At 63.6% G+C, this 23,787-nt stretch carries 21 protein-coding genes and 1 tRNA gene; 8 read left to right on the top strand and 14 right to left on the bottom strand.

What is annotated here, in order from left to right:
* Positions 1 to 209: 209 nt before the first annotated feature.
* From CCZ28_RS01165 to CCZ28_RS01175, 3 genes are all read right to left on the bottom strand, one after another.
* Positions 210 to 2,312, bottom strand: coding sequence for a response regulator (locus tag CCZ28_RS01165; protein WP_140215217.1), 2,103 nt, complete (start codon positions 2,310 to 2,312; stop codon positions 210 to 212).
* The gene (locus tag CCZ28_RS01170) at positions 2,309 to 3,802 is read right to left on the bottom strand and encodes an ATPase domain-containing protein (protein WP_140215219.1); all 1,494 of its coding nucleotides are present in this window, start codon (positions 3,800 to 3,802) and stop codon (positions 2,309 to 2,311) included. The genes CCZ28_RS01165 and CCZ28_RS01170 overlap by 4 nt, the downstream gene beginning before the upstream one ends.
* Positions 3,803 to 4,063: 261 nt before the next feature.
* The gene (locus tag CCZ28_RS01175) at positions 4,064 to 5,668 is read right to left on the bottom strand and encodes a hybrid sensor histidine kinase/response regulator (RefSeq protein WP_140215221.1); all 1,605 of its coding nucleotides are present in this window, start codon (positions 5,666 to 5,668) and stop codon (positions 4,064 to 4,066) included.
* Between the two features lie 239 nt (positions 5,669 to 5,907).
* Here CCZ28_RS01175 and CCZ28_RS01180 point away from each other — a divergent pair, with 239 nt between their 5' ends.
* From CCZ28_RS01180 to CCZ28_RS01190, 3 genes are all read left to right on the top strand, one after another.
* Positions 5,908 to 6,294: a response regulator gene (locus CCZ28_RS01180; protein WP_058767244.1), complete on the top strand. Its 387-nt coding sequence runs from the start codon at positions 5,908 to 5,910 to the stop codon at positions 6,292 to 6,294.
* A 207-nt stretch (positions 6,295 to 6,501) separates the two neighbouring features.
* Complete coding sequence (locus CCZ28_RS01185) at positions 6,502 to 6,990, top strand: hypothetical protein (RefSeq protein WP_140215223.1); 489 nt, start codon at positions 6,502 to 6,504, stop codon at positions 6,988 to 6,990.
* Positions 6,991 to 7,098: 108 nt separating this feature from the next.
* On the top strand, positions 7,099 to 7,719 hold the full coding sequence (locus tag CCZ28_RS01190) for a LysE family translocator (RefSeq protein ID WP_140215225.1): 621 nt from the start codon (positions 7,099 to 7,101) through the stop codon (positions 7,717 to 7,719).
* A gap of 245 nt (positions 7,720 to 7,964) precedes the next feature.
* Here CCZ28_RS01190 and CCZ28_RS01195 read toward each other — a convergent pair whose 3' ends face one another.
* The 5 genes from CCZ28_RS01195 to mobA form a co-directional block, all read right to left on the bottom strand.
* On the bottom strand, positions 7,965 to 8,642 hold the full coding sequence (locus CCZ28_RS01195; RefSeq protein WP_140215227.1) for a DUF2290 domain-containing protein: 678 nt from the start codon (positions 8,640 to 8,642) through the stop codon (positions 7,965 to 7,967).
* Positions 8,643 to 8,650: 8 nt separating this feature from the next.
* The gene (locus CCZ28_RS01200; protein ID WP_167509193.1) at positions 8,651 to 10,846 is read right to left on the bottom strand and encodes a DEAD/DEAH box helicase; all 2,196 of its coding nucleotides are present in this window, start codon (positions 10,844 to 10,846) and stop codon (positions 8,651 to 8,653) included.
* A 737-nt stretch (positions 10,847 to 11,583) separates the two neighbouring features.
* A tRNA-Pro gene (locus CCZ28_RS01205) sits at positions 11,584 to 11,660 on the bottom strand.
* A 76-nt stretch (positions 11,661 to 11,736) separates the two neighbouring features.
* Complete coding sequence (locus CCZ28_RS01210) at positions 11,737 to 11,958, bottom strand: YgdI/YgdR family lipoprotein (RefSeq protein ID WP_058761025.1); 222 nt, start codon at positions 11,956 to 11,958, stop codon at positions 11,737 to 11,739.
* A gap of 132 nt (positions 11,959 to 12,090) precedes the next feature.
* Complete coding sequence (gene mobA / locus CCZ28_RS01215) at positions 12,091 to 12,666, bottom strand: molybdenum cofactor guanylyltransferase MobA (protein ID WP_140215231.1); 576 nt, start codon at positions 12,664 to 12,666, stop codon at positions 12,091 to 12,093.
* Between the two features lie 221 nt (positions 12,667 to 12,887).
* Between mobA and CCZ28_RS01220 the strand changes: the two genes are divergently transcribed.
* The 5 genes from CCZ28_RS01220 (at position 12,888) to CCZ28_RS01240 (ending at position 17,003) form a co-directional block, all read left to right on the top strand.
* Positions 12,888 to 13,379 (top strand): hypothetical protein, encoded by a 492-nt coding sequence (locus CCZ28_RS01220; protein ID WP_140215232.1) that lies wholly within the window; start codon positions 12,888 to 12,890, stop codon positions 13,377 to 13,379.
* 228 nt (positions 13,380 to 13,607) lie between these two features.
* Positions 13,608 to 14,147 carry a molybdenum cofactor biosynthesis protein B gene (gene moaB, locus CCZ28_RS01225; protein ID WP_058788146.1) on the top strand — a complete coding sequence of 180 codons (540 nt, stop codon included), beginning with the start codon at positions 13,608 to 13,610 and terminating at the stop codon, positions 14,145 to 14,147.
* Entirely contained in the window at positions 14,144 to 15,340 is a 1,197-nt protein-coding gene (locus tag CCZ28_RS01230; protein ID WP_140215234.1) for a molybdopterin molybdotransferase MoeA, read from the top strand. The genes moaB and CCZ28_RS01230 overlap by 4 nt, the downstream gene beginning before the upstream one ends.
* Positions 15,341 to 15,517: 177 nt before the next feature.
* The gene (gene yegS / locus CCZ28_RS01235; protein ID WP_140215236.1) at positions 15,518 to 16,462 is read left to right on the top strand and encodes a lipid kinase YegS; all 945 of its coding nucleotides are present in this window, start codon (positions 15,518 to 15,520) and stop codon (positions 16,460 to 16,462) included.
* 22 nt (positions 16,463 to 16,484) lie between these two features.
* Positions 16,485 to 17,003, top strand: coding sequence for a sterol desaturase family protein (locus CCZ28_RS01240; protein WP_140215237.1), 519 nt, complete (start codon positions 16,485 to 16,487; stop codon positions 17,001 to 17,003).
* A 41-nt stretch (positions 17,004 to 17,044) separates the two neighbouring features.
* Here the strand turns inward: CCZ28_RS01240 and CCZ28_RS01245 are convergent, their stop codons facing one another.
* The 6 genes from CCZ28_RS01245 to fni all read right to left on the bottom strand — a co-directional run bounded on the left by CCZ28_RS01245 (position 17,045) and on the right by fni (position 23,679).
* Positions 17,045 to 17,575: a gluconate 2-dehydrogenase subunit 3 family protein gene (locus tag CCZ28_RS01245; protein WP_140215239.1), complete on the bottom strand. Its 531-nt coding sequence runs from the start codon at positions 17,573 to 17,575 to the stop codon at positions 17,045 to 17,047.
* A 172-nt stretch (positions 17,576 to 17,747) separates the two neighbouring features.
* Complete coding sequence (locus CCZ28_RS01250; RefSeq protein WP_140215241.1) at positions 17,748 to 18,683, bottom strand: phytoene/squalene synthase family protein; 936 nt, start codon at positions 18,681 to 18,683, stop codon at positions 17,748 to 17,750.
* On the bottom strand, positions 18,680 to 20,182 hold the full coding sequence (locus CCZ28_RS01255; RefSeq protein WP_140215243.1) for a phytoene desaturase: 1,503 nt from the start codon (positions 20,180 to 20,182) through the stop codon (positions 18,680 to 18,682). The genes CCZ28_RS01250 and CCZ28_RS01255 overlap by 4 nt, the downstream gene beginning before the upstream one ends.
* Positions 20,179 to 21,345, bottom strand: coding sequence for a lycopene beta-cyclase CrtY (crtY, locus tag CCZ28_RS01260; protein ID WP_205894626.1), 1,167 nt, complete (start codon positions 21,343 to 21,345; stop codon positions 20,179 to 20,181). Before crtY ends, CCZ28_RS01255 begins: the two co-directional genes overlap by 4 nt.
* On the bottom strand, positions 21,335 to 22,603 hold the full coding sequence (locus CCZ28_RS01265; protein ID WP_240795212.1) for a glycosyltransferase: 1,269 nt from the start codon (positions 22,601 to 22,603) through the stop codon (positions 21,335 to 21,337). Before CCZ28_RS01265 ends, crtY begins: the two co-directional genes overlap by 11 nt.
* A 26-nt stretch (positions 22,604 to 22,629) precedes the next feature.
* Positions 22,630 to 23,679 carry a type 2 isopentenyl-diphosphate Delta-isomerase gene (gene fni, locus CCZ28_RS01270; RefSeq protein WP_140215249.1) on the bottom strand — a complete coding sequence of 350 codons (1,050 nt, stop codon included), beginning with the start codon at positions 23,677 to 23,679 and terminating at the stop codon, positions 22,630 to 22,632.
* Positions 23,680 to 23,787: the final 108 nt, after the last annotated feature.

Here is a 23,787-nt window from a genome sequence, read left to right on the forward strand (position 1 = left end):
CCTTGCTGAGTCGATGGCGCGCGGGCGACCCTAGTGTGGTGTTTCAAAAGTTATCTACGCAATTTTGGCGGCGCTTTTTGTCCGCAGCGGCGGACCGCCCTGGGCGGCGTTGCCACTCCTCGCCATAGCCCTGCTATGACTCGTCCTGGCGCCTGGTCCAAGAACAAAAATCACTCGCCAATTCTTGCGCGAACTTCTGAAACACCACACTAGGAGGGCGCCGTCACCCGCCGGGCTGACCCGGACAGCATGGTGGCCACCTGCGCGGCCAACTGGTCCAGGGTGAAGGGCTTGGTCATGAGCTCCATGTTACCACCCAGGAAAGCCGTTCTACTCAGGGCGCCCTCGGCATAGCCGGTCAGGAACAGCACCGGCAAGCGTGGCCTGAGCTGCTGGATCACCTCCGCCAGTTGGCGGCCATTCAGGCCCGGCAGGCCGACATCGGTCACCAGCAGGTCCAGCTGGGGCAACTGCTCCACCAGGCGCAGCGCGGCCTTGCCTTCGGCCGCACTCCAGACCCGATAGCCCAGAGCTTCCAGCGCCTCCTGGTTGACCAGGCGCACGGCATCGTCGTCTTCCACCAACAGGATGGTCTCCCCGGCGCCCTGGGTGAATTCGCTAGGCGCGACGCGCGGCGACTCGCGGCGCTGCTCCGCCGTTGGCAGATAGACGCAGATCCGCGTCCCCGTCGCATCGCTGGCGATGGTCAGGCGGCCGTTGCTCTGCCGGGCGAAGCCATAAACCATCGACAGGCCCAGGCCGGTGCCCTGGCCCTGGGGCTTGGTGGTGAAGAAGGGTTCGAGCACCTTGTCCAGCAACCGCTCCGGGATACCCGTCCCGGTATCCCGGACTTCGATGCAGACATAGTCGCCCGGGGCCAGGGCATCGTCCTCGGGACCCTGTTCGCTGCAGGTGACCAGGGAGGTCGCGAGGGTGACGAGCCCGCCGTCCGGCATGGCATCGCGGGCGTTGATCACCAGGTTGAGGAGGGCGTTCTCCAGCTGATTGGCATCGGCCAGGATCCAGGGCAGGTCGGTGCCCAATTCCAGCGTCACCGAGATCTGCTCGCTCACGGTGCGTTGCAGCAGATCGTGCAGCGCCAGGATCAGTTCGTTGGCGGACATCGGCCGCGATTCCAGCGACTGCCGACGCGAGAAGGCCAGCAAGCGCTGGGTGAGGGCCGCCGCCCGGTGCGCCGAATGCTGGGCCGCTTCCATGTAGCGCTCCAGCCCTGCCAGTTGGCCCTTGCCCTTGATCCTCATCAGATCCAGAGCGCCCAGCACCCCGGTCAGCATGTTGTTGAAGTCGTGGGCGATCCCGCCGGTGAGCTGACCGACCGCTTCCATCTTCAGCGATTGGCGCAACTGCTCTTCGGCGCGGCTGCGCTCGGCGGTTTCCCGTTGCAGCTCGCTGAGCGTGAGCGCCAGGGTCCGGGTGCGCTCCTGCACCTGGACCTCCAGCTCTTCGTTGAAGCGCCGCAAGGCCAGTTCGGCCCGCTTCTCGTCGCTGATGTCGGCGATCACCGTGGTCGCCCCGATGATCTGCTGGGCGTCGTCATGCAAGGGCACCGCGCTCACGCGCAGCCAGGATTCCGCACCGTCGGCGGTGGTGTGATAGAAGTCCTGGCCCCTGACGCGCTCCCCCCGCAAGGCCCGCGCGCCCGGAAATTGATCGGGCGGCAGCAGTTGCCCGGTACTGTCGAGCGCTGCCCAGCGCGCCGCTTCCCGGGGTTGCCGGGAGGGGATGCGCTGCCCCGGTACATGCTGCTCGTAGAAGGGATTGCTGACTAGGGTGCGGCCTTCTCGGTCCATGAAGCACACCCCGACCGGCAGGTTCTCCAGCAGGGTCTGCATGCGCTCGCGCTCCTGGGCGAGTTCGCTGAGGCGATCACGCATCTCGAACTGACGCAGGCGCGAACGCCAGGCGGCGGCAACGCTGCTGAGCAGGGAAGCGCCGCTCAGGGGGCGTTCCAGGATGACCACGTTGGTCGCCGCCGCGGGCAACTGCCGGCGCAGCAGATCGTTGCCCCGGCCCGAGCGTTTGGCGTCGGAGGCCAGCAGCACCAGCGGGATGTCCGACCAGGTCGGCTGTCGCTCCAGCGCCCCGCTCAGGGCACCCATGTTCTGCCGCAGGGCTTCCTCGGTGAACACGATGATCCCGGTCTCGTCGCCGAGGGCGGCCGCCACCTCGTCGAGGCTGCTCAGGTAGCGGGTGTGGTAACCCTGGGTGAATAGCCGCTGCAGGCTGGCTGCGTCACCCCGTAGCGGTGCGCAGATGATGAGCTCGCAGGACGGCGCCGCTGTCTCGGTCAATCGCGCTGTTCCATCAGGGGTTGCGTGGCACCGAAGTATTCCGGCGTACCGGTGAGGACGCCGCGGAATTCCACCAGGGGTTGGCCCACCCGGATTCCTCGGGTATCGATGCGCAGTTCCCGGATCGCATCTTCGTGACCGCCACCGCGGTGCTTGAGGATGGAAATCGCCTTGCGCAGGCGCCCGTGGGCTTCGAAGAAGCGAATCAGTACCACGGTGTCGGCGATGTAGGAGATATCGAGATTGGTGGTCATCGAACCGACCAGGCCGTGCTGGGGATTGAGGAGAAAGGTCACCACCCCGGATTGACTGAGGTAGGAGAGCAGCTCATGCATCTGCAGGATTAGCTGCTGTTCCTGCGGCATGGCGGCGAGGTAGCCATTGAGACTGTCCAGCACCAGCATGCGGCAGTCGTGCTCTTCGACGTCCCGCCGCACGCGCCAGGCGAATTCGCCGGGAGAGAGCTCGGCGGGATCGATCTGGTGGACCACCAGCAGGCCCTCCTCGATATAGCGCAGCAGCGGCATCCCCATACTTTCCGCCCGCTTCATCAGGGTACCGATGCGCTCGTCGAACTCATAGACGGCGCAGCGCTCGCCCCGGGCGCAAGCGGCCACTACGTACTGCAGGGCCAGGGTGGTCTTGCCGGTACCGGCCGGGCCGGTGATCAGGGTGCTGGTGCCGCGCAACGGTCCGCCATGCAGCAGGGCATCCAGGTCGGGAATATCGCTGGGTACCGGGGCGCCGACGAAGTCTTGGTGGCGCCCCGCCGCGATCATGCGCGGATAGACTTCCAGGCCCCCACGGCGGATGGTGAAGTCGTGATAGCCGGCGATGAAGTCCACGCCGCGCAGCTTCTGCACCTGCAGGCGCCGGCGGGCGGCGCCGAAGTCCAGGGTCAGGCGCTCCAGGGTCAGTACCCCATGGCAGAGGCTGTGCAGGTGATTGTCCCGCTCGCCGCCGCTGGTGGTCAGGTCATCCACCAGCAGCACGGTCAGGCCACGCCCGGCGAAGAAATGCTTGAGCGCCAGCACCTGGCGCCGATAGCGCAGCGGGTCCTGGGCCAGCAGGCGCATCTCGGACAGGCTGTCGAATACCAGGCGGCTGGGCTTGATTTCATCCACCCGGGCCTGGATCAGCTCGATGGTATCGCCCAGTTCCGACTCCCAGGGATGCAGGATGGTCTGCTCCTGCGCGCCCCCGAGTACCGCGTCGGCAGCCGACAACTCGAACAGGTGCACGCCCTCCAGGCTCCAGCCATGGGATTCGGCCACGCTCTGCAACTCTTCGCTGGTTTCCGAGAGGGTGATGTAGAGCACCGACTCGCCCTGGCGCACCCCTTCGAAGAGAAACTGCAGGCCCAGGGTCGTCTTGCCCGAGCCCGGAGTGCCTTCCAGCAGATAGAGACGATCTCTCGGCAGGCCGCCGCGCAACACCCCGTCCAGGCCGGGATTGCCGGTCGCGATGATTGAGTGACTGGGGGAGTTCATGGCTGAGCGGACCTCGCGGCGGCGCAAACGAAAGGGCAGGAAACGCCGGGTGGCGAGGCCTTGGTGCCGACTCGCAACGTGCGGCGGCAACCTGCAGGACCCGCTGGAGCTTGGCCTGAGGACGACGACAGGGTAGGTGAAGGGCCTTCCCGTGCCGCAACAATCGTCAGTCTAATACGCTAGATCGCTCCAGGCCACTTTGGTACACCGGCGGTAACCTTTGCCGCTATCTTCCGCCATCCGCGCCAGGCACCGCCCCGCTCAGGTGACGCCGCTCGGACCGTCCAGTACCCGCCGCACCTTGCGCGCCAGATCGTTGGGAATATAGGGCTTGGAGATCACCTCGAATTCCGAGCCGCCGATATCGGTGCGCTCCAGGGAATTTTCCGCGTAGCCGGTGGTGAGCAGCACCCTGGTGTCCGGGTACAGCCGCTTGACCTCGCGGGCCAGCATCACGCCGTTCATGCCCCCCGGCATGATCAGGTCGGTGAACACCAGGTCGAACGGCTGCTCGGTCTCGCGCAGGATGCGCAAGGCTTCGCTGGCATTGATGGCGATCTGCGCGGTGTAGCCATAGTCTTCCAGCACCAGCTTGGCCAGGTCGGCGACATCCGGCCGATCTTCCACCACCAGGATGCGTTCGGTGCCGCTGCGTCGGTCGGAGCGCTGTTCCTGTTGCTGATAGGTGATGTGGCTATCGTCCACCGGGAAATACAGACGCAGGGTAGTGCCGACGTCTTCCTCCGAATAGATGCGCACCGTCCCGCCGGATTGCTTGGCGAAGCCATAGACCATCGACAGCCCCAGGCCCGACCCCTTGCCTTCCTCCTTGGTGGTGAAGAAGGGGTCCATCACCCGATCGCGGATGCTGGCCGGCATGCCATGGCCGTTGTCGGTGATGGCCAGGCTGACGTAGCGACCTGGCATCAGGCCGTCATAGGACATATTGGCCAGCTCGCGGACCTCGACGTTGCGCGTCTCGATCCCCACGCTGGCCTTAGGGCGATCCGCCAGAGCATCGCGGGCGTTGATCAGGATGTTTAGCAGCGCCACCTCGGCCTGGGTCGGGTCGATCCGGCAGTTCCACAAGTGGGGGTCCAACTGGGTGCGGATTTCCACGTCGCCCAGGGTGCGTTCGGCCAGCTCGTGGGAGGTACGGATCAGGTTGTTCAGATTGAGCACCCGACCCTCCAGCTTCTGCTTGCGCGAGAAGGCGAGCAGCTGCTGGGTGAGGGTGCTGGCCCGTTCGGCGGCCGACTTGGCATGGGTGGCGCTGCGCAGGATGCGCTCCTGATCAAAGCTGGGCTTCTCCGCGGTGCGCTGGATGATGTCGATGTAGCCCATCATCACCTGCAGCAGGTTGTTGAAGTCGTGGGCGATACCACCGGTGAGCTGCCCCAGGGCCTCCATTTTTTGTGCCTGGCGCAAGGCATCCTCGGCATCGCGGCGCCGGCTGACGTCGAGTTGGGAGGCGAAGAAATAGATCAGCTCGCCCGCATCGTTGTACACCGGCGAGATGAACAGCGCGTTCCAGAAGCTCGAGCCATCCTTGCGGTAGTTGATGATCTCCACCGACAACTCGCGCTTCTGCTCCACCGCCTCGCGAATCTGGCTGACCACCGCGCGATCGGTCTCCGGGCCCTGCAGAAAGCGGCAGTTCTGCCCGATCAGCTCGTCCACCTGGTAGCCGGTCATCTCGATGAAGGCGTTGTTGGCGAAGATGATCGGATTGTCCGGCTGCGACGGGTCGGTCACCAGCATCGGCATCCGCGTGGTTTCCACGGCGGCGAAGAAAATGTTCTTGCCCTGGTGCGAAATATCGCCTGTCGCTGAATTGTCGACCCGCGCCTTGCGGGACTTGGGCATCTGGCTCACGTATGCGGGATCCTTGCGCGGCAAATGGGCGTCTTGGCCCTCAGACAACCCAGCGGCAAAAAAACTTCATCGACGTCGCGCTTGAGCCTCTCTAGGGCGGCCCTTGTCGGGCTGTAAGCCAGGCGGAGTGCGGCTTTGGCGGCCAGTGGCCAGCGTACCGCTCACCCGCCTCAGGTGACCGTTAAGGAAGTCCGCGGAGAATCTCGCACTCATCCGATGTCTGAGCTGCCATGAAGCCGAGAAGCCTTGATATACAAAGACAAATCCTTGTTCTGGAAGACGATCCGGGGCAGCGCGAGCTGCTGACCGAAGTCCTTACCGAACAGGGACTGGATGTCGTCGCCGTCGCCTCCAGCGACGAGGCCCTGGCTCACATGGACGCACACAGCGGTGACACCAAGCTGGTCATCGCCGATGTGAACGTACCGGGCATCCTGGATGGCCTGGCCTTCGCGCAACTGGCCGCGGCCAGCTGGCCAACGGTGCCCTTCATCATCATCTCCGGCTACATCGACCAGGATCTCGCCGTCCTGCCACGCCGCGCCGCCTTCCTGCCCAAGCCCTGGGGTGTTGCCGATCTGCGCCAGTTGGTCGAGAGCCTGCTGCCGCGTCGCTAGCCTCCCGCCGCCAACGGGCGTCTTTTCCCCCGCGATTACCTCCTCGCAAAACGGTGCGATCGCCCCGTTCGGGTGCCTTTCGTGCGCTACACCGGGGCAACAATGGCCAAATGATATGACGTTCGTCGGCAAGTTCTTCGAGCCTGGAACCAAATGCCCTGAACACTATCAATGTGCCATCTATTCCCGACTGGCAAGGAGCGCTTCATGGACGCAGTCATCACCCAGATTACTCAGATCACCGATTGGGAATTCCTCATCGCGCTGGAGCGCAGCCTGGAAAGTCGCGGGCGCCTGGACATGGCGGCGCGCGAAGCCCTCGAACGCCAGGGGCATCTGCTCTCCCGGCGTTACCTGCAGCAGAAGTGCAAGCTCGGCAACGGCCCCTTCAGCCCGGTCGAGGACGAAATCCTCGACGTCCTGACCACCGCCACCGCAGCCCTGCGCCGTAGTCGCCGCCTGCCGCACAACATCGTCAAGAGCGTGCGCCTGGGCGGCCTGATCGAGGCGGTCGAGCGCAATGTCTGCCATGCCGGCGCCTTGCTCTGCCGTACCGACTTCGAAGCCGATGGCATTCCGCGCGGCACCCTGGAACGCCTCGTCGACCGCAATCCCCAGGCGTTCGAACTGGAAGCGCGCCGCGCCGCTGCCCGCTACATCGCCGAGAACGAACCCGCCTTCCGCGCCGCGGGTTGAAGCCACCTCCAGGCCGCCTAAGGGCAGCCTGATGGGCTAGGCGCCTAGGTTCGAGCTGCCGCTATCCCGTGCTACCGTTGCGGCGTCACCGCCGCAACGAGCCCCGCCATGTCCATCGTCGACAATCTCTTCGCCTTCACCCTCGCGGCCGCGCTGCTTACCCTCACGCCGGGCTTGGATACCGCGCTGGTACTGCGCACCGCCGCCGTCGAAGGCCGCGCCCAGGCCTGGAGGGCGGCCCTGGGCATCAACCTGGGCTGCCTGCTCTGGGGCGCCGCGGTGGCCTTCGGCCTGGGCGCGCTACTGGCCGTATCGGAGCTGGCCTACACCCTGCTCAAATACTGCGGCGCCGCCTACCTCTGCTGGTTGGGCCTGAATCTGTTGCTGCGTCCGCGTACCACCTTCACCAGCGCCTCGGCGGAGCAGGGCACCTCTTCCAAGTGGTTGCTCAAGGGCATGCTGGGCAACGTGCTCAATCCCAAGGTCGGCATCTTCTACGTCTCCTTCCTGCCGCAATTCATTCCCCAAGGCCAACCCCTGATCGCCTGGACCTTCGGCCTGGTCGCTATCCATGTGGTGTTGGGGCTGCTCTGGTCCCTCACCCTGATCGGCGCTACCCGCGCGCTGGGGGAGGTGTTGCGCAAGGCTGCGGTGATCCGCTGGCTGGATCGGACGACGGGGGTGGTCTTTCTAGCGTTTGCGGCGCGGTTGGTGGTGAGTAGGAGGTAGGGGGCTCCTAGCAGGAGTGCAGAAGAAGTCTTCAGAAACGACGAGGCGCGCACTAAGCGTGCCTTGAGGTGATCCTGGTAGATCGGATTTGGTCGAGCGACTACGTCAAGCCTAAGCGCTGCAGGCCGCATGAGAGTTGAGATTTGAGGCCGTGGTGGCTTGTCGGCATACAAGCTGGCATACACGGTGCTTAACCTGCGCCCTGGCTGAGGCCATTCGATCCATTTGGCCGGCGGTTCAATTCCCTATTCTGGCCAGTTGATGAGATGGATCAGGGAGCCCGGTTTATCTAGGTTCAAAGAATGTCTTCGCTCAAAGGACAGATCGGCCATTCGCATTGGTGAGAGGCCATGAACCACAGCCTCGCAAATTTGTACGAAGGCTAACGGTTGAGGGAAGAAATCAGCTGCAATGCGGAGCTCTTGAACACCGCTAATTTGCATGTGGGATTGACAGTGAGCTGTCACCGCAGCGTCAAAATCAAACCTAATATGAGATGTATTGCATGGGCTGTGACCCTGGCTTTCCATAAGCTCGGTCCAGTTGTAAAGGTGATTATAGAGGTCAAGATCTTCTCTATCGAGAGCCTCTTCTGCTGCTACAAAGATCTCGTCTTGACTTGATGAGCTTTTTATCGGTGAAGGGTAAAAGGCTAATCTCCCTTTTTGTAGTTTCTCTGTAGCATCAAAGCCATAATAAAACTGGAAAAATGATCCGTCCGATAAAAGAACTGAATATTGTTGGCTGTCTAATAGCTTTTGATACTCAATCGGGTAGTACGAGTTTTTGTAGATACCTGGCTTTCTGCCTTGCCAAGTTATTTGAAGCTCATCATGGATTATACAAGAGTTCTGAACTTGGGTATGCGATGCAAGATGCCGAATCGCATTTCGTATGCCTTGCTCTGCATGTGCAAATTTCATATGGCATCCTACTTGCGTCGCTCGATGTTTATCGAAAGTTCCGGATGCTTCTCAATAATCTCAAGGGCACGTTGTAACTCATCAAGCTCTTTGTCGGTTTTGTTCAGGAACGTTTTGTTGCTATTAACAATCGCTGGGTCGGGGCAGGCAAACTTAAATCTAGGGAAGTCCTGCTTGATGGCTTCAATTTCATTTGTAAGTGATGCCATATTAGTGCCGTAGCCAGTGATGTAGCACCATCCCCTAGATCGAGTGACTGCCACAAAGAAAGCGTTTCTCATTCTCAGTGTAAAATCGCTCACAACTAGTTGGGCATTTAGCACAAATACTATATTTGCCTCATTTCCTTTTGCTCGGAAAGGAGTGGTGATTGTGACAAAGCCTTTTGGCTTGAAAACATCGGCACTTTCCACATAGCCAGGAAGTACGGATTTCACTCCGGCATTAGTGAGGGCTCTTTGAATTGCCAGCATTGCGCTCTTGTTATTTCCTGAGCGGAGATTGATTACTATTATTTCTTCTGGTGCAACGGCATGTTCGTCTATCAGACGTTTAACGCTTTGGCTTATGTACGTAAGCTGATCATCTTCGTTTTCAGCTGTGTGAGTTTGTATAAGGTTCAGCGGTTTGCGTCGGTTGTCATTTAGAATTCCTTCAAGAAGGTTTTTACTGTTTTCGTCCGGTCTTTCTATGTCAACTTGATCGCCTTGATGAATTTCCAAGGTTCTTGGTTCGTTTACTCTGTAGCCAATGGCATTCCATTCGGCAGCGTAATAGAACATTTCGCTGGGCTGCTTAGAGTAAATGCCCATTGCGACCCCATGTGCAGTCATCAGAACAGGTCGTGGAGTTCGATAGCAGTTTGGTAGAACGAAGTCTTTGGGAATCCCGCCCTCATACGATCCATTGAGTATCGTGTCAGGTAGGTTTGGTTTTCCGTCAGTGCCTGACCCGAACAATTCTGACGGCCCTTTAATGAAAGAGTCACGAAGAGATTGGAATTCGTCGTATGCCCATATAATACGCTTTTGTTGGCCCTCACCCTTGGCCAACTTGTAAGCTACTTGGAAGATTTCATTTGAAAAATCCTGTGCCTCATCTATTAGTACCAAGTCGTATTCAGGCTGTATCTTGTCTCCAACTTTTAGGAGAAGATCTCTATAGATGGATCCCAAAGCGTCGCTCGATCCTCTTACATCTTGAAATGTTAGAGGCGTGATGCCCATTTTTTGGCATAGGCTTGAGTAAAGTCCAGGTCTCTGTCTTCCACCCCATGCATGGTAGACATCTATCCTTGTATCAAAGTCGGGTGCTTTTTTCGCTTCTAAGGTATAGTACCTCGAGATTAAGCTCTGAACATGCTGGTAAAGACTTTGGGTATTAAAAAGATAAAGTATTTTAAAATCTGGAAACTTTTTGTGTGTGATGGCTGCTTTCAAGCAGAGGACAATGGTTTTTCCTGTTCCTGCTAGCCCCCGTATCCTTTGTGGGCCAGGAGGTAGCTGCATCGCTGCCCTTCTTTGTGCATCGTCCTGTTTGAAAGTCGTCTGTAATGATTTTTGGATGTAGTCATTTATGGTGGTGAGCGGCTTTTCTTCTATCGGTATATCTTTGTTTTCATATACAAAGGTTCCCTCAATTAAAGAGTATATTTTTCCTAAATCTTCCTCGGAGCAGTTGTAATCGAGAGGTATGTTGTCTAGATATGCATCGATCTCATCGAAGCTTAAATTTTCTATTGAAGTTAATTCGATATTAACCAAGTCTGATTGCTCAGCCTTGTCATTTGCACAGAAAACTATAACGCTTCGGACTGGTACTTTAGAGCGGCGTGTTTTTCGATCATAGAGTGCTAAGTCGTTTTTAAGGCGGCTTTGTACTTCTTCTTCGTATATTTCGTTAATTATAACTCGAGAAGTTGTTATATGTCCGGACTCTGCCCTCCAGTAATCTGCGTCTCTGCGTTCTATTACGTCGATTATCCTGTCCTCAACAACATCGATTAGCAGTATGCCAATTTGCTGAGAAACTACTATGAAAGATGGTACGTCTTGGTCTGAGGATCTGCCAAGAGTAGTAAGTTTATAGCCTACATACCCCTTGTGGTCTTTAAGCTTGTTTTGGATGGTTCCAGCTATTTGAAAATGAAATGGCTTATTCTCAAGCGCTAATGATCCGGATAGAAATGAAAATTTGTCGTCCATACGTGCGCCCGAGTGAATTGGTGGAAAAAAGGCCATGGTGACGATGAAATGGCCTACCAGCGTGCCTAGGATAGCTAGGAATACGTACTATTTTAGCTCGACTACCGGTTGCCAGATAGCAACTGACCAAAATGCTTGGGGGGGCAAGGATCCGCAGGGAAATTCCAGGCTGCCATCTGCCTTCCTAGGCTGCGACTGGCGCAGCTTAAGGGCGAATACAGGGGTACAGAAAAAGCGACACGTTTAGCCCGCAGGTGTGGCGGGGTGACAACGGCGCGCGCCTGGTGCAGAGCCCTCCGGCGCGGCCTCTGGCGGCCAAGGTGTGGGGCCGGTTGCCCCGACACTGCCGCGCCGCCACGCCGCCCGTCGTCGGCCTTTCGCTGGCCAGGGAGGGCTGATCGGTGCGGTTGGTCGGCTGCACACCCTGTGGCCCTCTAAAGGCAGGAAGATTTAGGCGCTGCTAGTCCCTGGGGCTTCGGCGTGCTCGCGGTTCAGTATACAAGAGGGAGTGCAGGGCGTCTCCGTCAAAACAGGGCAGACGGTAATCGCGTCCAGCGATGAAAAGGAGAATGAAGAGGGGGAAGGGAGCCTGCTTTTGGCCTTTCCGTTACCTGGCTAGGGCAAGCATTTCCCAACGCAGGAATCAAGGCTCGGAAAGAGCGGCGCCCACACAAAACACCCAGAAACGACAAGGCCCGCACTAGGCGGGCCTTGGGGTGATCCTGCTGGATCGGATTTGGTCGGAGCGACTGGATTCGAACCAGCGACCTTCTCGTCCCGAACGAGACGCGCTACCAAACTGCGCTACGCTCCGTAATGGATGGCGCGCATTCTACCTAAAACTCATGCAAGCACAAGGGGTTAGGCGAAAAAAACGCGCCGGGCAGGAATCACAGTTCCTTGATGGTACGGATCTGGTCCTTGTTGATGCGGGTCGGCTTGCCGTCGAGCTGCTTGAAGGTATAGAAGCCCGAGTCTTCGTCGTATTTCGGCGTGTCGGTGGCCTGGATCTCGCGGCCATCGTTGAGGGTGATGACGCTGGGCGTGGAGCAGCCGGCGAGCAGGGCGCTGGCAACGACCAGCAGGGCGGCGGGGAGCAGATGCTTGTTCATGGGGCGGTCTCCTTTCTTGGCAACCAAGCGGGCTTAGGACCGCGGGTGAGGGGGTGAGTTCGTCCGGGAACCGGGCGGTCACGCAACCATTGTGGAAAGGACCCGCCTGCGCCCAGGTGAAGGCGCGAGCCTTTAGACGGGTCTTTCCAGCGCCGTGGGGTCGTTGAAGTTGGCCAGGCGTGGGTCGTCCTCGGCGAAGTCGACGGCAGTGAGCCCCAGGGGCAGCAGCGCTCCGCGCGGGCTGCGTTCGCCCTGGGCCCAGGCGCTGCGCAGTGCGGGCAGCAGGTGCCGGGGCAGGGCGGTGAACAACGGCTGCCAGTAGCCGCCCTGGCGGGCCATGACCGGTCCCTGGCTCGCCTGGGCGGCCGCCAGCAGTTGCTGGGCGAGAGCCGCATCGATACGGGGCGCATCGCAGGGTAGCAGCAGGACCCAGTCATGCCGGCTCGCGGTGATTCCGGCTAGGATGCCGGCCAGGGGGCCGGGATAGTCCGGTTCCTCGTCGGCCACTACCTGGTCGGCCCATTGGGCGTAGCGCTCGGCGTTGCGGTTGCAGGAGATGACCAGATCGTCGGTGAGCGCCCGTACCGCGCGCTGCACGTGGGCGACCAAGGGCTGGCCCTGCCATTCCACCATGCCCTTGTCGCGCCCACCCATGCGTTGCCCGCGGCCGCCGGCGAGGATGAGGATGGAGGCGGGCGGGAGCGGCATGCAGGAGACCTCGGCTGGGCGCCTGGGCGCAGGCCCAGGGCGGAATCGGGTCGTCATGCTAGCCCAGTTCAGGTTGGCTTGCTGGCAGGGGAGCGGGTTGGTCCTGGGCAGGACCCTGGGCTAGACTCGGGCGCGCTCGCTTAAAATCGGCGTGCTAGACACCTTTGATCCCGCTCCAGCTGCGAGTGGGAGTCCCTGCCCAGAAAGGAGTTTGTGTCACGATGAAGACGATGCTGCTGTCCATCCTCACCCTTGCGGCACTGCCCGCCTTCGCCGCAGGCGGCGGTGAGCCTCCCTCGGTCAAGGTCGAATTCGGCAAGCCGACCATCCGGCAGAAGCTCTTCTACGAAAAGATGTATGAGAAGAAGCCCTATCCCGACGCCACCCTCTATTACTACGACAATGGCGTGTACAAGATCATCTCGCCGGGTGAGGAGCATTACGGCGTCTACGTGGTACACGGCAAGCTGACCGACGATAAGTACGAGGTGGTTTTCATCTCCCTGCCATCCTCGGACTGGGGCAACAAGACGGCCCAGCACGTCCTCAAGTTCGACCGCAAGGCTGGCACCTTCACCCAGCAGGCGACCTGGGCGGATGATCCGAACATCGCGCCGCAATACGGCCGCTTCTCTCAGGACGCCAATACCATCGCCGATCCGCGGCCGATCAAGTGGGACACCCACGCCGAAGGCGAGCAGCGCCAGCGCTGAGCCCAGCAGCGGCGCCCCTTCGGTTGAAGGGGCGTCGGCTTTTCCTCTAGGCTGTACCCATGCAGATCCCGCGGACCCTCCGGCAGAGCCACGCCGGTCAGCGCCACCGGCACGGTCGCCCTCCTGGCCGCTGCCGATCCGGGTAACGGCGCTGCCGGGAAACCCAAGGTCCTTCCGGTGGTCTTCCGCTGCACTCCTTCTTTCCTCGCACTTCGGAAACCCAAGCAGATGAGCCACAAAGCCGAGGCGGTTTTCGTACCGCTGAACATCGCCGTGCTGACGGTCAGCGACACCCGCACCTTCGAGACCGATACCTCGGGGCAGTTGTTCGTCGACCGCCTGGAGTCCGCCGGCCATTTCCTCGCCGCGCGTGTGCTGCTCAAGGACGACCTCTATAAGATCCGCGCCCAGGTCGCCCAGTGGATCGCCGACGAGCAGGTCCAGGTGGTGCTGATCACCGGCGGCACCGGCTTCACCGGCCGCGACAGCACCCCCGAAGCCGTGGCCTGCCTGCTGGACAAGCAGGTGGATGGCTTCGGCGAGCTGTTCCGGCAGATTTCCGTGGCCGACATCGGCACCTCCACCGTGCAGTCCCGCGCCCTGGCCGGGCTCGCCAACGGCACCCTGGTCTGCTGCCTGCCCGGTTCCACCAATGCCTGCCGCACCGCCTGGGACGGCATCCTCGGCGAGCAGCTGGATAATCGTCATCGCCCGTGCAACTTCGTGCCCCATCTCAAGCAGGCCGAGCCCTGCGGGCCGCGCGGATGAGCCTGCTGTCCCTCGAAGAGGCGCTGGCCCGGCTGCTGGCCCTGGCCGCCGAAGACGGCCCCTTGCCCCAGGAGCGCGTCGCCCTGGAAGAGGCCGACGGCCGCATCCTGGCCGCGCCGCTGATCGCCGACCTGGACCTGCCGCCCTGGGACAACAGTGCCATGGACGGCTACGCCCTGCGGCTGGACGACTGGCAAGGCGAGCCGCTGCGGGTCTCCCAACGCATCTTCGCCGGCCAGGCGCCTGCGCCGCTGGAGCCGGGCACCTGCGCCCGGATCTTTACCGGCGCGCCGATACCGGCGGGTGCCGACTGCGTGGAGATGCAGGAAAACACCGAGGTACAGGACGACGGCCGGGTGCGCTTTCTCGAAACCTTGCGTCCGGCGCGCAACATCCGGCGCCGTGGCAACGAGGTGAAGGTCGGGGACGAGGTGCTGTCGGCCGGTACTGCCCTGGGGCCGGTCGAGCTGGGCGTTGCCGCCTCCCTCGGTCGCGCCCGGCTCGACGTCTATCGACGCCCCAGGGTCGCGGTACTCTCGACCGGTGACGAACTGGTCGTGCCCGGCCAGCCCTTAGGGCCGGGGCAGATCTACAACAGCAATCGGGCCCTGCTCATCAGCTGGCTGAAGCGCCTGGGCTGCGAGGTGTCGGACCAGGGCATCCTGCCGGATGACCTGGAGCATACCCGTACCCGGCTGGCGTCGCTGCAGGCCGATCTCATCCTCTCCACCGGCGGCGTTTCGGTGGGCGAAGCCGATTTTCTCGGCCAGGCGTTGCGCGAAGCGGGCGAGCTGACCCTCTGGAAGCTGGCGCTCAAGCCGGGCAAGCCGCTGACCTGCGGTCGCTTCCGCGGCATTCCGGTGATCGGCCTGCCGGGCAACCCGGCGTCGACCCTGGTGACCTTCGGCTTGCTGGCGCGGCCCTACCTGCTGCGCCGTGCCGGCAAGATCGATGTGGCGCCCTTGAGCATCGAGGTGCCGGCCGGTTTCGACTGGCCCCGTGCCGGTGCCCGCCGCGAATACCAGCGGGCGCGTCTCGAAGGGGGGCGGGCGGTCCCCCATCGTAACCAGGGCTCCAATGTGCTGCAGACGGCGGCCTGGGCCCATGGCCTGGTGGAGATTCGCGAGGATCGCACCTTCGGCGTCGGCGATCCGGTGCGCTTCATTCCGCTGGCGGAGTTGTTCAAGGCCTAGCGCCCGGCGGAAAAGTTGCCACGCGCCGACACTTTTCCGCCAAAGCCCAGCGAGCCAGCCGGCGGGACTGAACCGTGGCCGGCGGCCCACAGTCCTAGTCTGCAGAATCGCATGCCGGGCGCTGCCCGGCGCCTGACGTGGCATCTCGCCGCGTAAAGCCAACCTTGGACGACGATCATGACGACTACAGGCACCCTGGCTGACGCAGCCCTGGTCATCCTCAATGGCAAGGAAACCGGTAACGAAGAGGTCCGCTCCGCGATCCTCGAACGGCGCGAGGCCGGTCATCGCATCGACGTGCGGGTGACCTGGGAAGAAGAGGATGCGGCCCGTTTCGTCGAGCAGGCCACCCGGGAAGGCTATGGAACCCTGGTTGCGGCGGGTGGCGATGGCACCCTGCGCGCGGTCGCCGAAGCCATGGCCCAGAATCACTCTCAGGCGCGCCTCGGCCTGTTGCCGCTCGGCACCGCCAACGATTTCGCCCGTGCGGCTGGCGTACCGGTGGAGCCGGCCGCCGCCCTGGCCTTGCTCGATGGGCCGACCAGCGCCATCGATCTGGTCGCCGCCGACGGCCAGCTGTTCCTCAACATGGCAACCGGCGGCTTCGGCTCCCAGGTGACCGCCAACACGCCGGGTGAACTCAAGCGCCTGCTGGGCGGCGCGGCCTATCTGCTCACCGGCCTGACCCGCTTTGCCGAGGTGCATTCGGCCAATGGCCGCTTCCGCGGTCCGGGTTTCGAATGGGAAGGCGAATTCCTCGCCCTGGGTATCGGCAATGGCCGCCAGGCCGGCGGCGGCCATGTGCTCTGTCCCACCGCCCTGGTCAACGATGGCCTGCTCGACGTCGGCATCCTGCCGGCGTCCCAGGATGTACTCGGCACCCTCGGGGAATTTCTCAGCAAGGGGTTCAGCACCGAGGAGATGTTCATTCGGGCGCGCCTGCCCTGGGTCGAGCTGGAAGCGGCTGAGGGGCTGGACATGAATCTCGACGGTGAACCGGTCAAGCGTGACCGGGTGAGATTCGAGGTGCGTCCGGGTATCCTGCAAGTCCACCTGCCGGTGGATTCGCCTCTGCTGGGCGCCACCGCCGGCACCTTGACCGAACCGGCGGCGACATCCTGACCGAGCGCCCGCGGAGGTAACGTTGGAGCTACTGATCAATGCGGGAATCGTGCTGGCGACCGTGGCGGGCATGGAGGGCTTCGCCTGGTGGTCGCACAAGTACATCATGCACGGCTGGGGCTGGGGCTGGCATGAGTCGCACCATCGGTCGCGCACGGGCTGGTTCGAGAAGAACGATCTCTACGCCGTCGTCTTCGCTGGCCTGGCGATCCTGCTGATCGCCCTGGGCAACGCCGGCTATTGGCGCCTGGAATGGATAGGCGCGGGCATGACGCTCTATGGCTTGCTGTACTTCATCGCCCACGACGGCCTGGTGCATCAGCGCTGGCCGTTCCGCTACGTGCCCCGCAGCGGCTATCTCAAGCGGCTCTATCAGGCGCACCGCATGCATCACGCGGTCGATGGGCGCGAGGGCTGTGTATCGTTCGGCTTTCTGCTGGCGCCTTCCACCCAGAGACTCAAGCGACAGCTGCGCGAGATTCACGGCGGCGCCTTGGATTCCTCGCGCGAACGCAAGGCCCGTGAGCCGGTGCAGGAGTAGTAGAGAGGAGGGCGCGCCTCCGTAGAGGCGCTACCGAAGGATCAGGCGACGGCGGGAGTGTCGTAGGCGGCGAACAGCGAATGGGCGTACTGGCTGCGCTCGCTTTCGTTGCGCAGCAGGTCGATGAATTCCTTGGCCGGCGGATTCAGGCTGCCCGCAGCGGCGGCGCTCACCACCTCGGCCTGTTCACCCGCGGCCAGCTCGGCGAAGCCGACGCCCAGGCGGTCCAGGCAATAGGCATCCACCACGGCCAGGCCGTCGCGCAGCAGATCGCGCAGGTTGGCGCCCTGCTGGACCTGGGCCTGCTCGTCGAAGGGATCGACGATGTTGGAGCGATCGCCGTGGGCATAGGGGGTGAGCATGTGGCGGTCGATGAATTCGGGCAAGCGGGTATCGGCCTGCTCGCTGTCGGCCTGCAGGTGGACGCACAGGGCGACCAGGGTGCGCCACTGGGTGGCGTTGAAGAATTCGGGTTTGTAGCCGGACTGCGCGTTACCGGAAAGGCCAAGGGCAAGTACTGAAGAGGAGGCAGCGAAGCTAGCGTGCGAAACAGCCATTTCCGTCTTGTGCATGTGCAAATCCCATACTCTTAGGCTGACTACCGGATGCGGCCCTCTGGCTCAGGCATCCATCCATCCGCGTCCCGCGTGGGGTCGCTTTAATCCGACCCGTTTATCGCATAAAAGTTTGCTGGCGTGCACCCCCAAGGTGCGCACAAATGTGACCGCCGCGAGACGGCCGACGTCAGCGGCGCGGTCGGGTCCAGAGTTCGGTCGGGCGCGGCTCGTTGCGCTGGTGCCGGGAGAGCATGGCGCGGGCTGCGCCGCGACAGACCAGCCGCAGCTTGTCGGCGGTGCTGGTGCTGACCCGCTGGTCCCAGGCGTGGGCGCCCAGTTGCAGTACGTGTACGCCAATCTCGCGATAGACGCCGCGGGCGGTGGCGATGGCCCAGGCCGAGCGCAGGGGGAGGGCGGCGATGCCCTGGCGCGCCGAGTCGTAGTAGGGCTCGGCGAGGCGCACCAGGCGCTCGGCCAGTTGCGCCACGGCCGCGCGGTGCTGGGGTTCCGCCAGCTCGGCAGCCGGCACGCCGAGTTCGTCGAGCCACTGCCGGGGCAGGTAGATGCGGCCGATGCGGGCGTCCTCGACGATGTCGCGGGCGATGTTGGTGAGTTGGAAGGCCAGGCCCAGGTCGCAGGCGCGATCCAGGGTTTCCTCGTCTTCCGCGCCCATGATGCGCGCCATCATCACGCCCACCACCCCGGCGACGTGGTAGCAATACTCCAGGGTGTCTTCCAGCTCCACATAGACCCGCTCTTCCACGTCCATGCGAAAGCCGGCCAGATGGTCCAGCGGCAACGCCAGGGGGATGCCGTGGCGCTTGACCACGCGCTGGAAGGCGGCGAAGGCCGGGTCGCTCAGGGGCTCGTCGGTGTAGGCGGCCCGGGTCAGGCGTTCCAGCTCGGCCAGCCGTGCCTGGCCGGCGCTACGGTCGCCGTCGACCTGGCCATGGCCCAGTTCCTGGCCGTCGATGACGTCGTCGCAATGGCGGCACCAGGCATAGAGCAGCACCGCGCTCTCGCGGGTCTCGGGGGCGAACAGCTTGGCGGCGGCGGCAAAGCTCTTGGAGCCGACGGCGATGCTCTGTTCGGCGTGGTCGACGACGTCGTTCGTGGCGGTCATGGCTGGCCGTGCTCCTCGAGGATGACGCTGGCGGTGGCCTTGGCCGACCCCACCACGCCCGGAACGCCGGCCCCGGGATGGGTGCCCGCGCCGACCAGGTAGAGGTTGGGAATGACACTATCGCGATTGTGCGGCCGGAACCAGGCGCTCTGGGTAAGGATGGGCTCCAGGGAGAAGGCCGAGCCGACATGGGCATTGAGTTCCTGGCGGAAATCGGCCGGGGTGAAGATGCGCGAGGTGACCAGGTTGGCCCTCAGACCGGGCATGTAGCGCTCTTCCAGGTAGGCGAAGATCTTGTCTCTCAGGAGCGGGCCCTCCACGCCCCAGTCGACGTCGGCATTGCCCAGGTGCGGCACCGGCGCCAGCACGTAGTGGGAGCTGTGCCCGGGCGGTGCCAGCGACGGATCGGTGACGCAGGGCGAGTGCAGGTAGAGCGAGAAGTCGTCCGGCACGCCCGGGCCCTTGAACAGTTCGTCGATCAGGCCGCGATAGCGCTGGCCGAAGCAGACCATGTGGTGCTCGAGACCCACCGGCGGCTGGCTCAGGCCGAAGTGGATGACGAACAGCGACATGCTGTGTCTCTTGCGCTTGAGGCGATTGCCCTCGACCACGCCATGGGTGTGATGGCCGAGCAGCTTGCGATAGGTGTGCACCACGTCGGCGTTGGAAGCCACCAGATCGGCCGCGAGCTGGCTGCCATCGGCCAGGCAGACACCGGTGGCGCGATTGCCCTCGGTAAGGATGCGTTCCACCGGCGCGTTCAGCCGCAGCTCGCCGCCCAGGTCGGCGAACAGCTTGAGCAGCCCCTGTACCAGCGCATGGGTACCCCCCTTGGCGAACCAGACGCCCCACTTGCGCTCCAGCGCGTGGATCAGGGCGTAGATCGACGAGGTGGCGAAGGGGTTGCCGCCCACCAGTAGAGTGTGGAACGACAGGGCCTGGCGCAGTTTTTCGTTCTTCACGAAACCCGAGACCTGGGTATAGACACTGCGCCAGGCGGTGAGCTGGGCGAGCTTGGGCGCGGCGGCGAGCATGTCGCCGACCTTGAGGAACGGCTTGGCGCCGAGGCGGAGATAGCCTTCTTCGAAAACCGCCTGGGAATAGGCCAGGAAGCGCTGGTAGCCGGCCACGTCGTCCGGTTCCAGGGCGCGGATCTGTTCGTCCAGCCGGGCCTGGTCGTTGACGTAGTCGAAGCGGGTGCCGTCTTCCCAGCACAGTTGATAGAAGGGACTGACCGGCAGCAACTCGACGTAGTCGCTCATCCGCCGACCGCTGAGGGCGAACAATTCTTCCAGCGCCGAAGGGTCGGTGATGACGGTGGGGCCGGCGTCGAAGGTGAAGCCGGCGTCGTGATAGACGTAGGCACGGCCGCCGGGCTTGTCGCGGCCCTCGATGAGGGTGGTGGCGATGCCGGCCGACTGCAGGCGAATCGCCAGGGCGATACCGCCAAAGCCAGCGCCGATGACGATGGCCCGCTTGGGCGCGTTACCTTGGGTCATGGTGCTTCCTTGAACTGAGGAGGACGAGCCAGGGCGGCATCCAGCGCTGGTTTCAGCGGTACCGGCGGTTTGCCGGAAAGGATGCGCAGCCGATCGAAGGCGGTGAGGCGGCCGGCGTAGAAGCGCTGGATCAGCGGTTCGGCGAGGCCGTAGAAGCGTTGCATGACGCGCACCCGATGCTCGGGACGGCCGGCCAGGAACAGCATGCGATTGAGCAGGCGGAAGAAGCCCTGGCGCTGCCAGCGTCGCCGCGCATAGGCGTGCAGGCTGTGGCGTAGCGCCTCGGTCGAGGTGAAGGCTTGGGCGGCCAGGTGTTCGGCCAGTTGCACCGCTTCGGGCAGCGAATAGCCGGTGGTGGGATGGAACAGCCCCGCTGCCAGCCCTATGGGGGCGCCGGCCTCGACGTTGCGCCAATAGTGTTCGAGGTCGCCGCCGAGGGTGATGGGCAAGACGCCCTGTTCTTCGCGCAGCACCTCGGCGATTTCCCAGCCTTGGTGATCGGCGTAGTCACGGAGGTGTTGGCGCAGGCGCTCGACTGGCAGGCTCTCGCCGTCGGCGTAGTAGGTGTCTTCGATGAGCAGCCGATCCGGCGCCAGGGGCAGGCTGTAGACGAAGCGATAGCCATCCAGCTGGTTGACCGTGGCGTCCATCACGATGGGTTCGGCCAGGCCATGGGGCCGCGTCACCCGCACCTCCTGGCCGAGGAATTTCTGGTAGCCCAGCCAGAGCGCCGGGTCGCTGCGCGGCCCGCGCGCATCGATCACGACGCTGGCCTGCAAGGCGGAGCCATCGGCGAAGACCACGCCGTCGTCTTCCAGGCGTGCCACCGCGCGCCCCAGCAGCAGGCGCTCGGCCGGCAGCCGCGTGCGCAGGACCTCGTCGAAACGCTCGGCACTGATGCTGGCATAGCCACTGCCGAGGTGGCGTCGGCGATGGGGGAAACGCACCTCGTAGCCGGGCCAGCGATGGGCGACCAGCGGCGCGATCCAGGCATGTTGCGCCGGCGTCAGGTCCGGCTGGTGGAACGACCAGGTATGGTTGCCGCCCAAGCGTGGCTCGGCTTCCACCAGTCGCCAGTCCACTTCCGGACGGGTCTCGGCCAGGCGCAGGGCGAGCAAGCCGCCGGCCAGGCCGCCGCCGACGATCAGCAGGTCAGGACGCACGATCCAGTCCTCGCTGCGTCAGGCCATCCACCAGGTGCGCCGCCGCAGCGACGCCACCGGCAGCTGCGGCGATGGGCACGAAGCGTTCGGCGGCCCGACGATAATCGGGGTCGGCCAGCACCGCGCCGAGTGCCTGGGTGATTCGTGCCCGGCTGGCCAGCCGCGGCGCCAGGCAGAGGCCGGCGCCCACCCGCTCCAGGCGGCGGGCGATGCCGGGTTGGTCGAACACCATGGGCAGTGCCAGCATGGGTTTGCCGGCCGCCAGGGCGTCCAGCACGGTGTTGAAGCCGCCGTGGGTGATGACGGCGTCGGCGCGGGCGATGGCGGCTTCCTGGGGGGCGAAATCGGTGACCCAGGTCGCGCCGTCGTCCAGCAGGCGACGCTCGGCATTGGCATCGAGGCGACCGCAGTGGGCGATCAGCACCTGCACGTTCAATTGGCGACAGGCCTGGGCGATGCGGCGGAACAGCGGCAGGCGTCCGCCCTGTAGGGTGCCGAAGGAGGCGAAGACGAAGGGCCGGTGCGGATCGATGTCCAGCGTCAACCGCTGCTGCTGGACCTGGGGCGAGCGCAGGGGGCCGACCTCATGGAAATTCGGCGGCGGCGCACGCCGCGGGAAATCGAAACCTGGCAGGCACTGGCTCAGTTGCAGAAGGGGCGAGAAACAATCATCCAGTGTCCGCCGGTCGCCGAGGCCGAAGGCCTGGGCGTGGCGCTGGATGACCTTGCCCTGGGCACGCATCATCAGGTCGAACACCTGGGTCGCGCCCTGGACGATCTGCCGGTCCCGCTCGGTGCTGGGATAGGCGAAGGGCAGGGTGGGCAAGGGCAGATGGGGCTCGCGATTCATCGGCACGGCGCAGGCCAGGGACGCATAGGGCAGGCCGAGGTGCTCGCCGAGCAGGCCACCGGCGGGCTCCATCTGGTCGGCGATCAGGCAGTCGACGCCCAGGTCGCGCAGCGCGGCCGGGCCTTCGCGGCAAAACAGCTCGGTATTGCGCGCCATGTCGCCGATCACCCCGAACACCGCCCAGGGTTGGCGGCTGGCGGTGCGGGCCAGTAGTGGCGCCAGGCTGCCGCGCGGATGGCTATCCGCGCCTATGGCCTGGAAGTCGATGCCGGCCGGCCGGGGTCTATCACCGACATCCGCCTGGTGCAGCAGCGTAACCCGGTGGCCCAGCGCGACCAGGGCCTCACCCAGGACCATGTGGGTAGACAGGTGGCTCGGCAGCGGTGGCGAGATCAGGGCGACATGCATGGCGGCGTCCGGTCGGGTATCGGCCACTATGGGCACTGGGGCGCCGCAGCGTCCAGCAGCTCGGCCTGGCGTAGCTGGGCGAGATCGGCCGAGCCGGTGCAGAAGCAGGCGATGCGCAGTTGCTCGATCACCACGCGAAAATGCGCGATCACCGCCTCGCTCGACTGGGTCGCGCCCGGGAGGGCGGCGGCGGCCTGCCCGGCGAGGTCGGCACCAAGACGGATGGCCTTGGCCACGTCGATGCCATCGCGGATGCCGCCCGAGGCGATCACCGTCGCCTGCGGGCAGGCCGCACGTACCTGGCGCAGGCTTTCGGCGGTGGGAATGCCCCAGTCGGCGAAGGCGCGGGCGATGGCGCGCTGCCCATCGTCGCGGGCACGCTCGGCTTCCACCGCGGCCCAACTGGTACCACCGGCACCGGCCACGTCGAGCACGGCCACGCCGACATCGGCCAATTGGCGGGCGACCCGGCCCGAAAGGCCCGCGCCCACCTCCTTGACGACGATCGGCACGGCGAGATGTGTAACCAGGTTTTCCAGGGCTGCCAGGATGCCCTGCCATTGGCGGTCACCGCCGGCCTGCACGGCTTCCTGCAAGGGATTGAGGTGCACGATGAGGGCATCCGCCTCGATCATCTCCACGGCGCGGCGGGCTTCGTCGAGCCCATAGCCGGCCACCAGTTGCGCGGCGCCGAAGTTGGCCAGCAAGGGTATGTCCGGGGCCAGCCGGCGCAATTCGCCGGTCAAGCCCTGATCGCCGCCTTGTTGCAGCGCGATGCGCTGGGAGCCAACGGCCAGGGCGATTCCCAGGGCCTGGGCCGCCTCGGCGAGGTGGCGATTGATCAGCGCGGCCCGCTCTGGACCGCCGGTCATGGAGCTGATTAGCAGGGGCGCCGCCAAAGGGCGATCGAACAACCGGCTGCTCAGATCGATCTGATCCAGATTCAGTTCGGGCAGGGCGCAATGGTTGAAGCGATAGGCATCGAAACCCGTGGTGATGGCGCTGCGCGCCTTGTGGGGATCCAGCACGATGTCCAGATGGTCGTTCTTGCGACTTGCCAGTTCCCAATCCACCATATCTTCTTGAATCCGCCCTGAGTGACCTTTCGTCGGTCGTTGTGGTCTGGTAGGGGACTGCGGGTTCGCTATGCGAAGAACCTAATCCACCGAGGTTTGACCGTTCGT

Origin of the sequence: Pseudomonas oryzihabitans (assembly GCF_006384975.1) — a bacterium.
GTDB lineage: Bacteria > Pseudomonadota > Gammaproteobacteria > Pseudomonadales > Pseudomonadaceae > Chryseomonas > Chryseomonas psychrotolerans_B.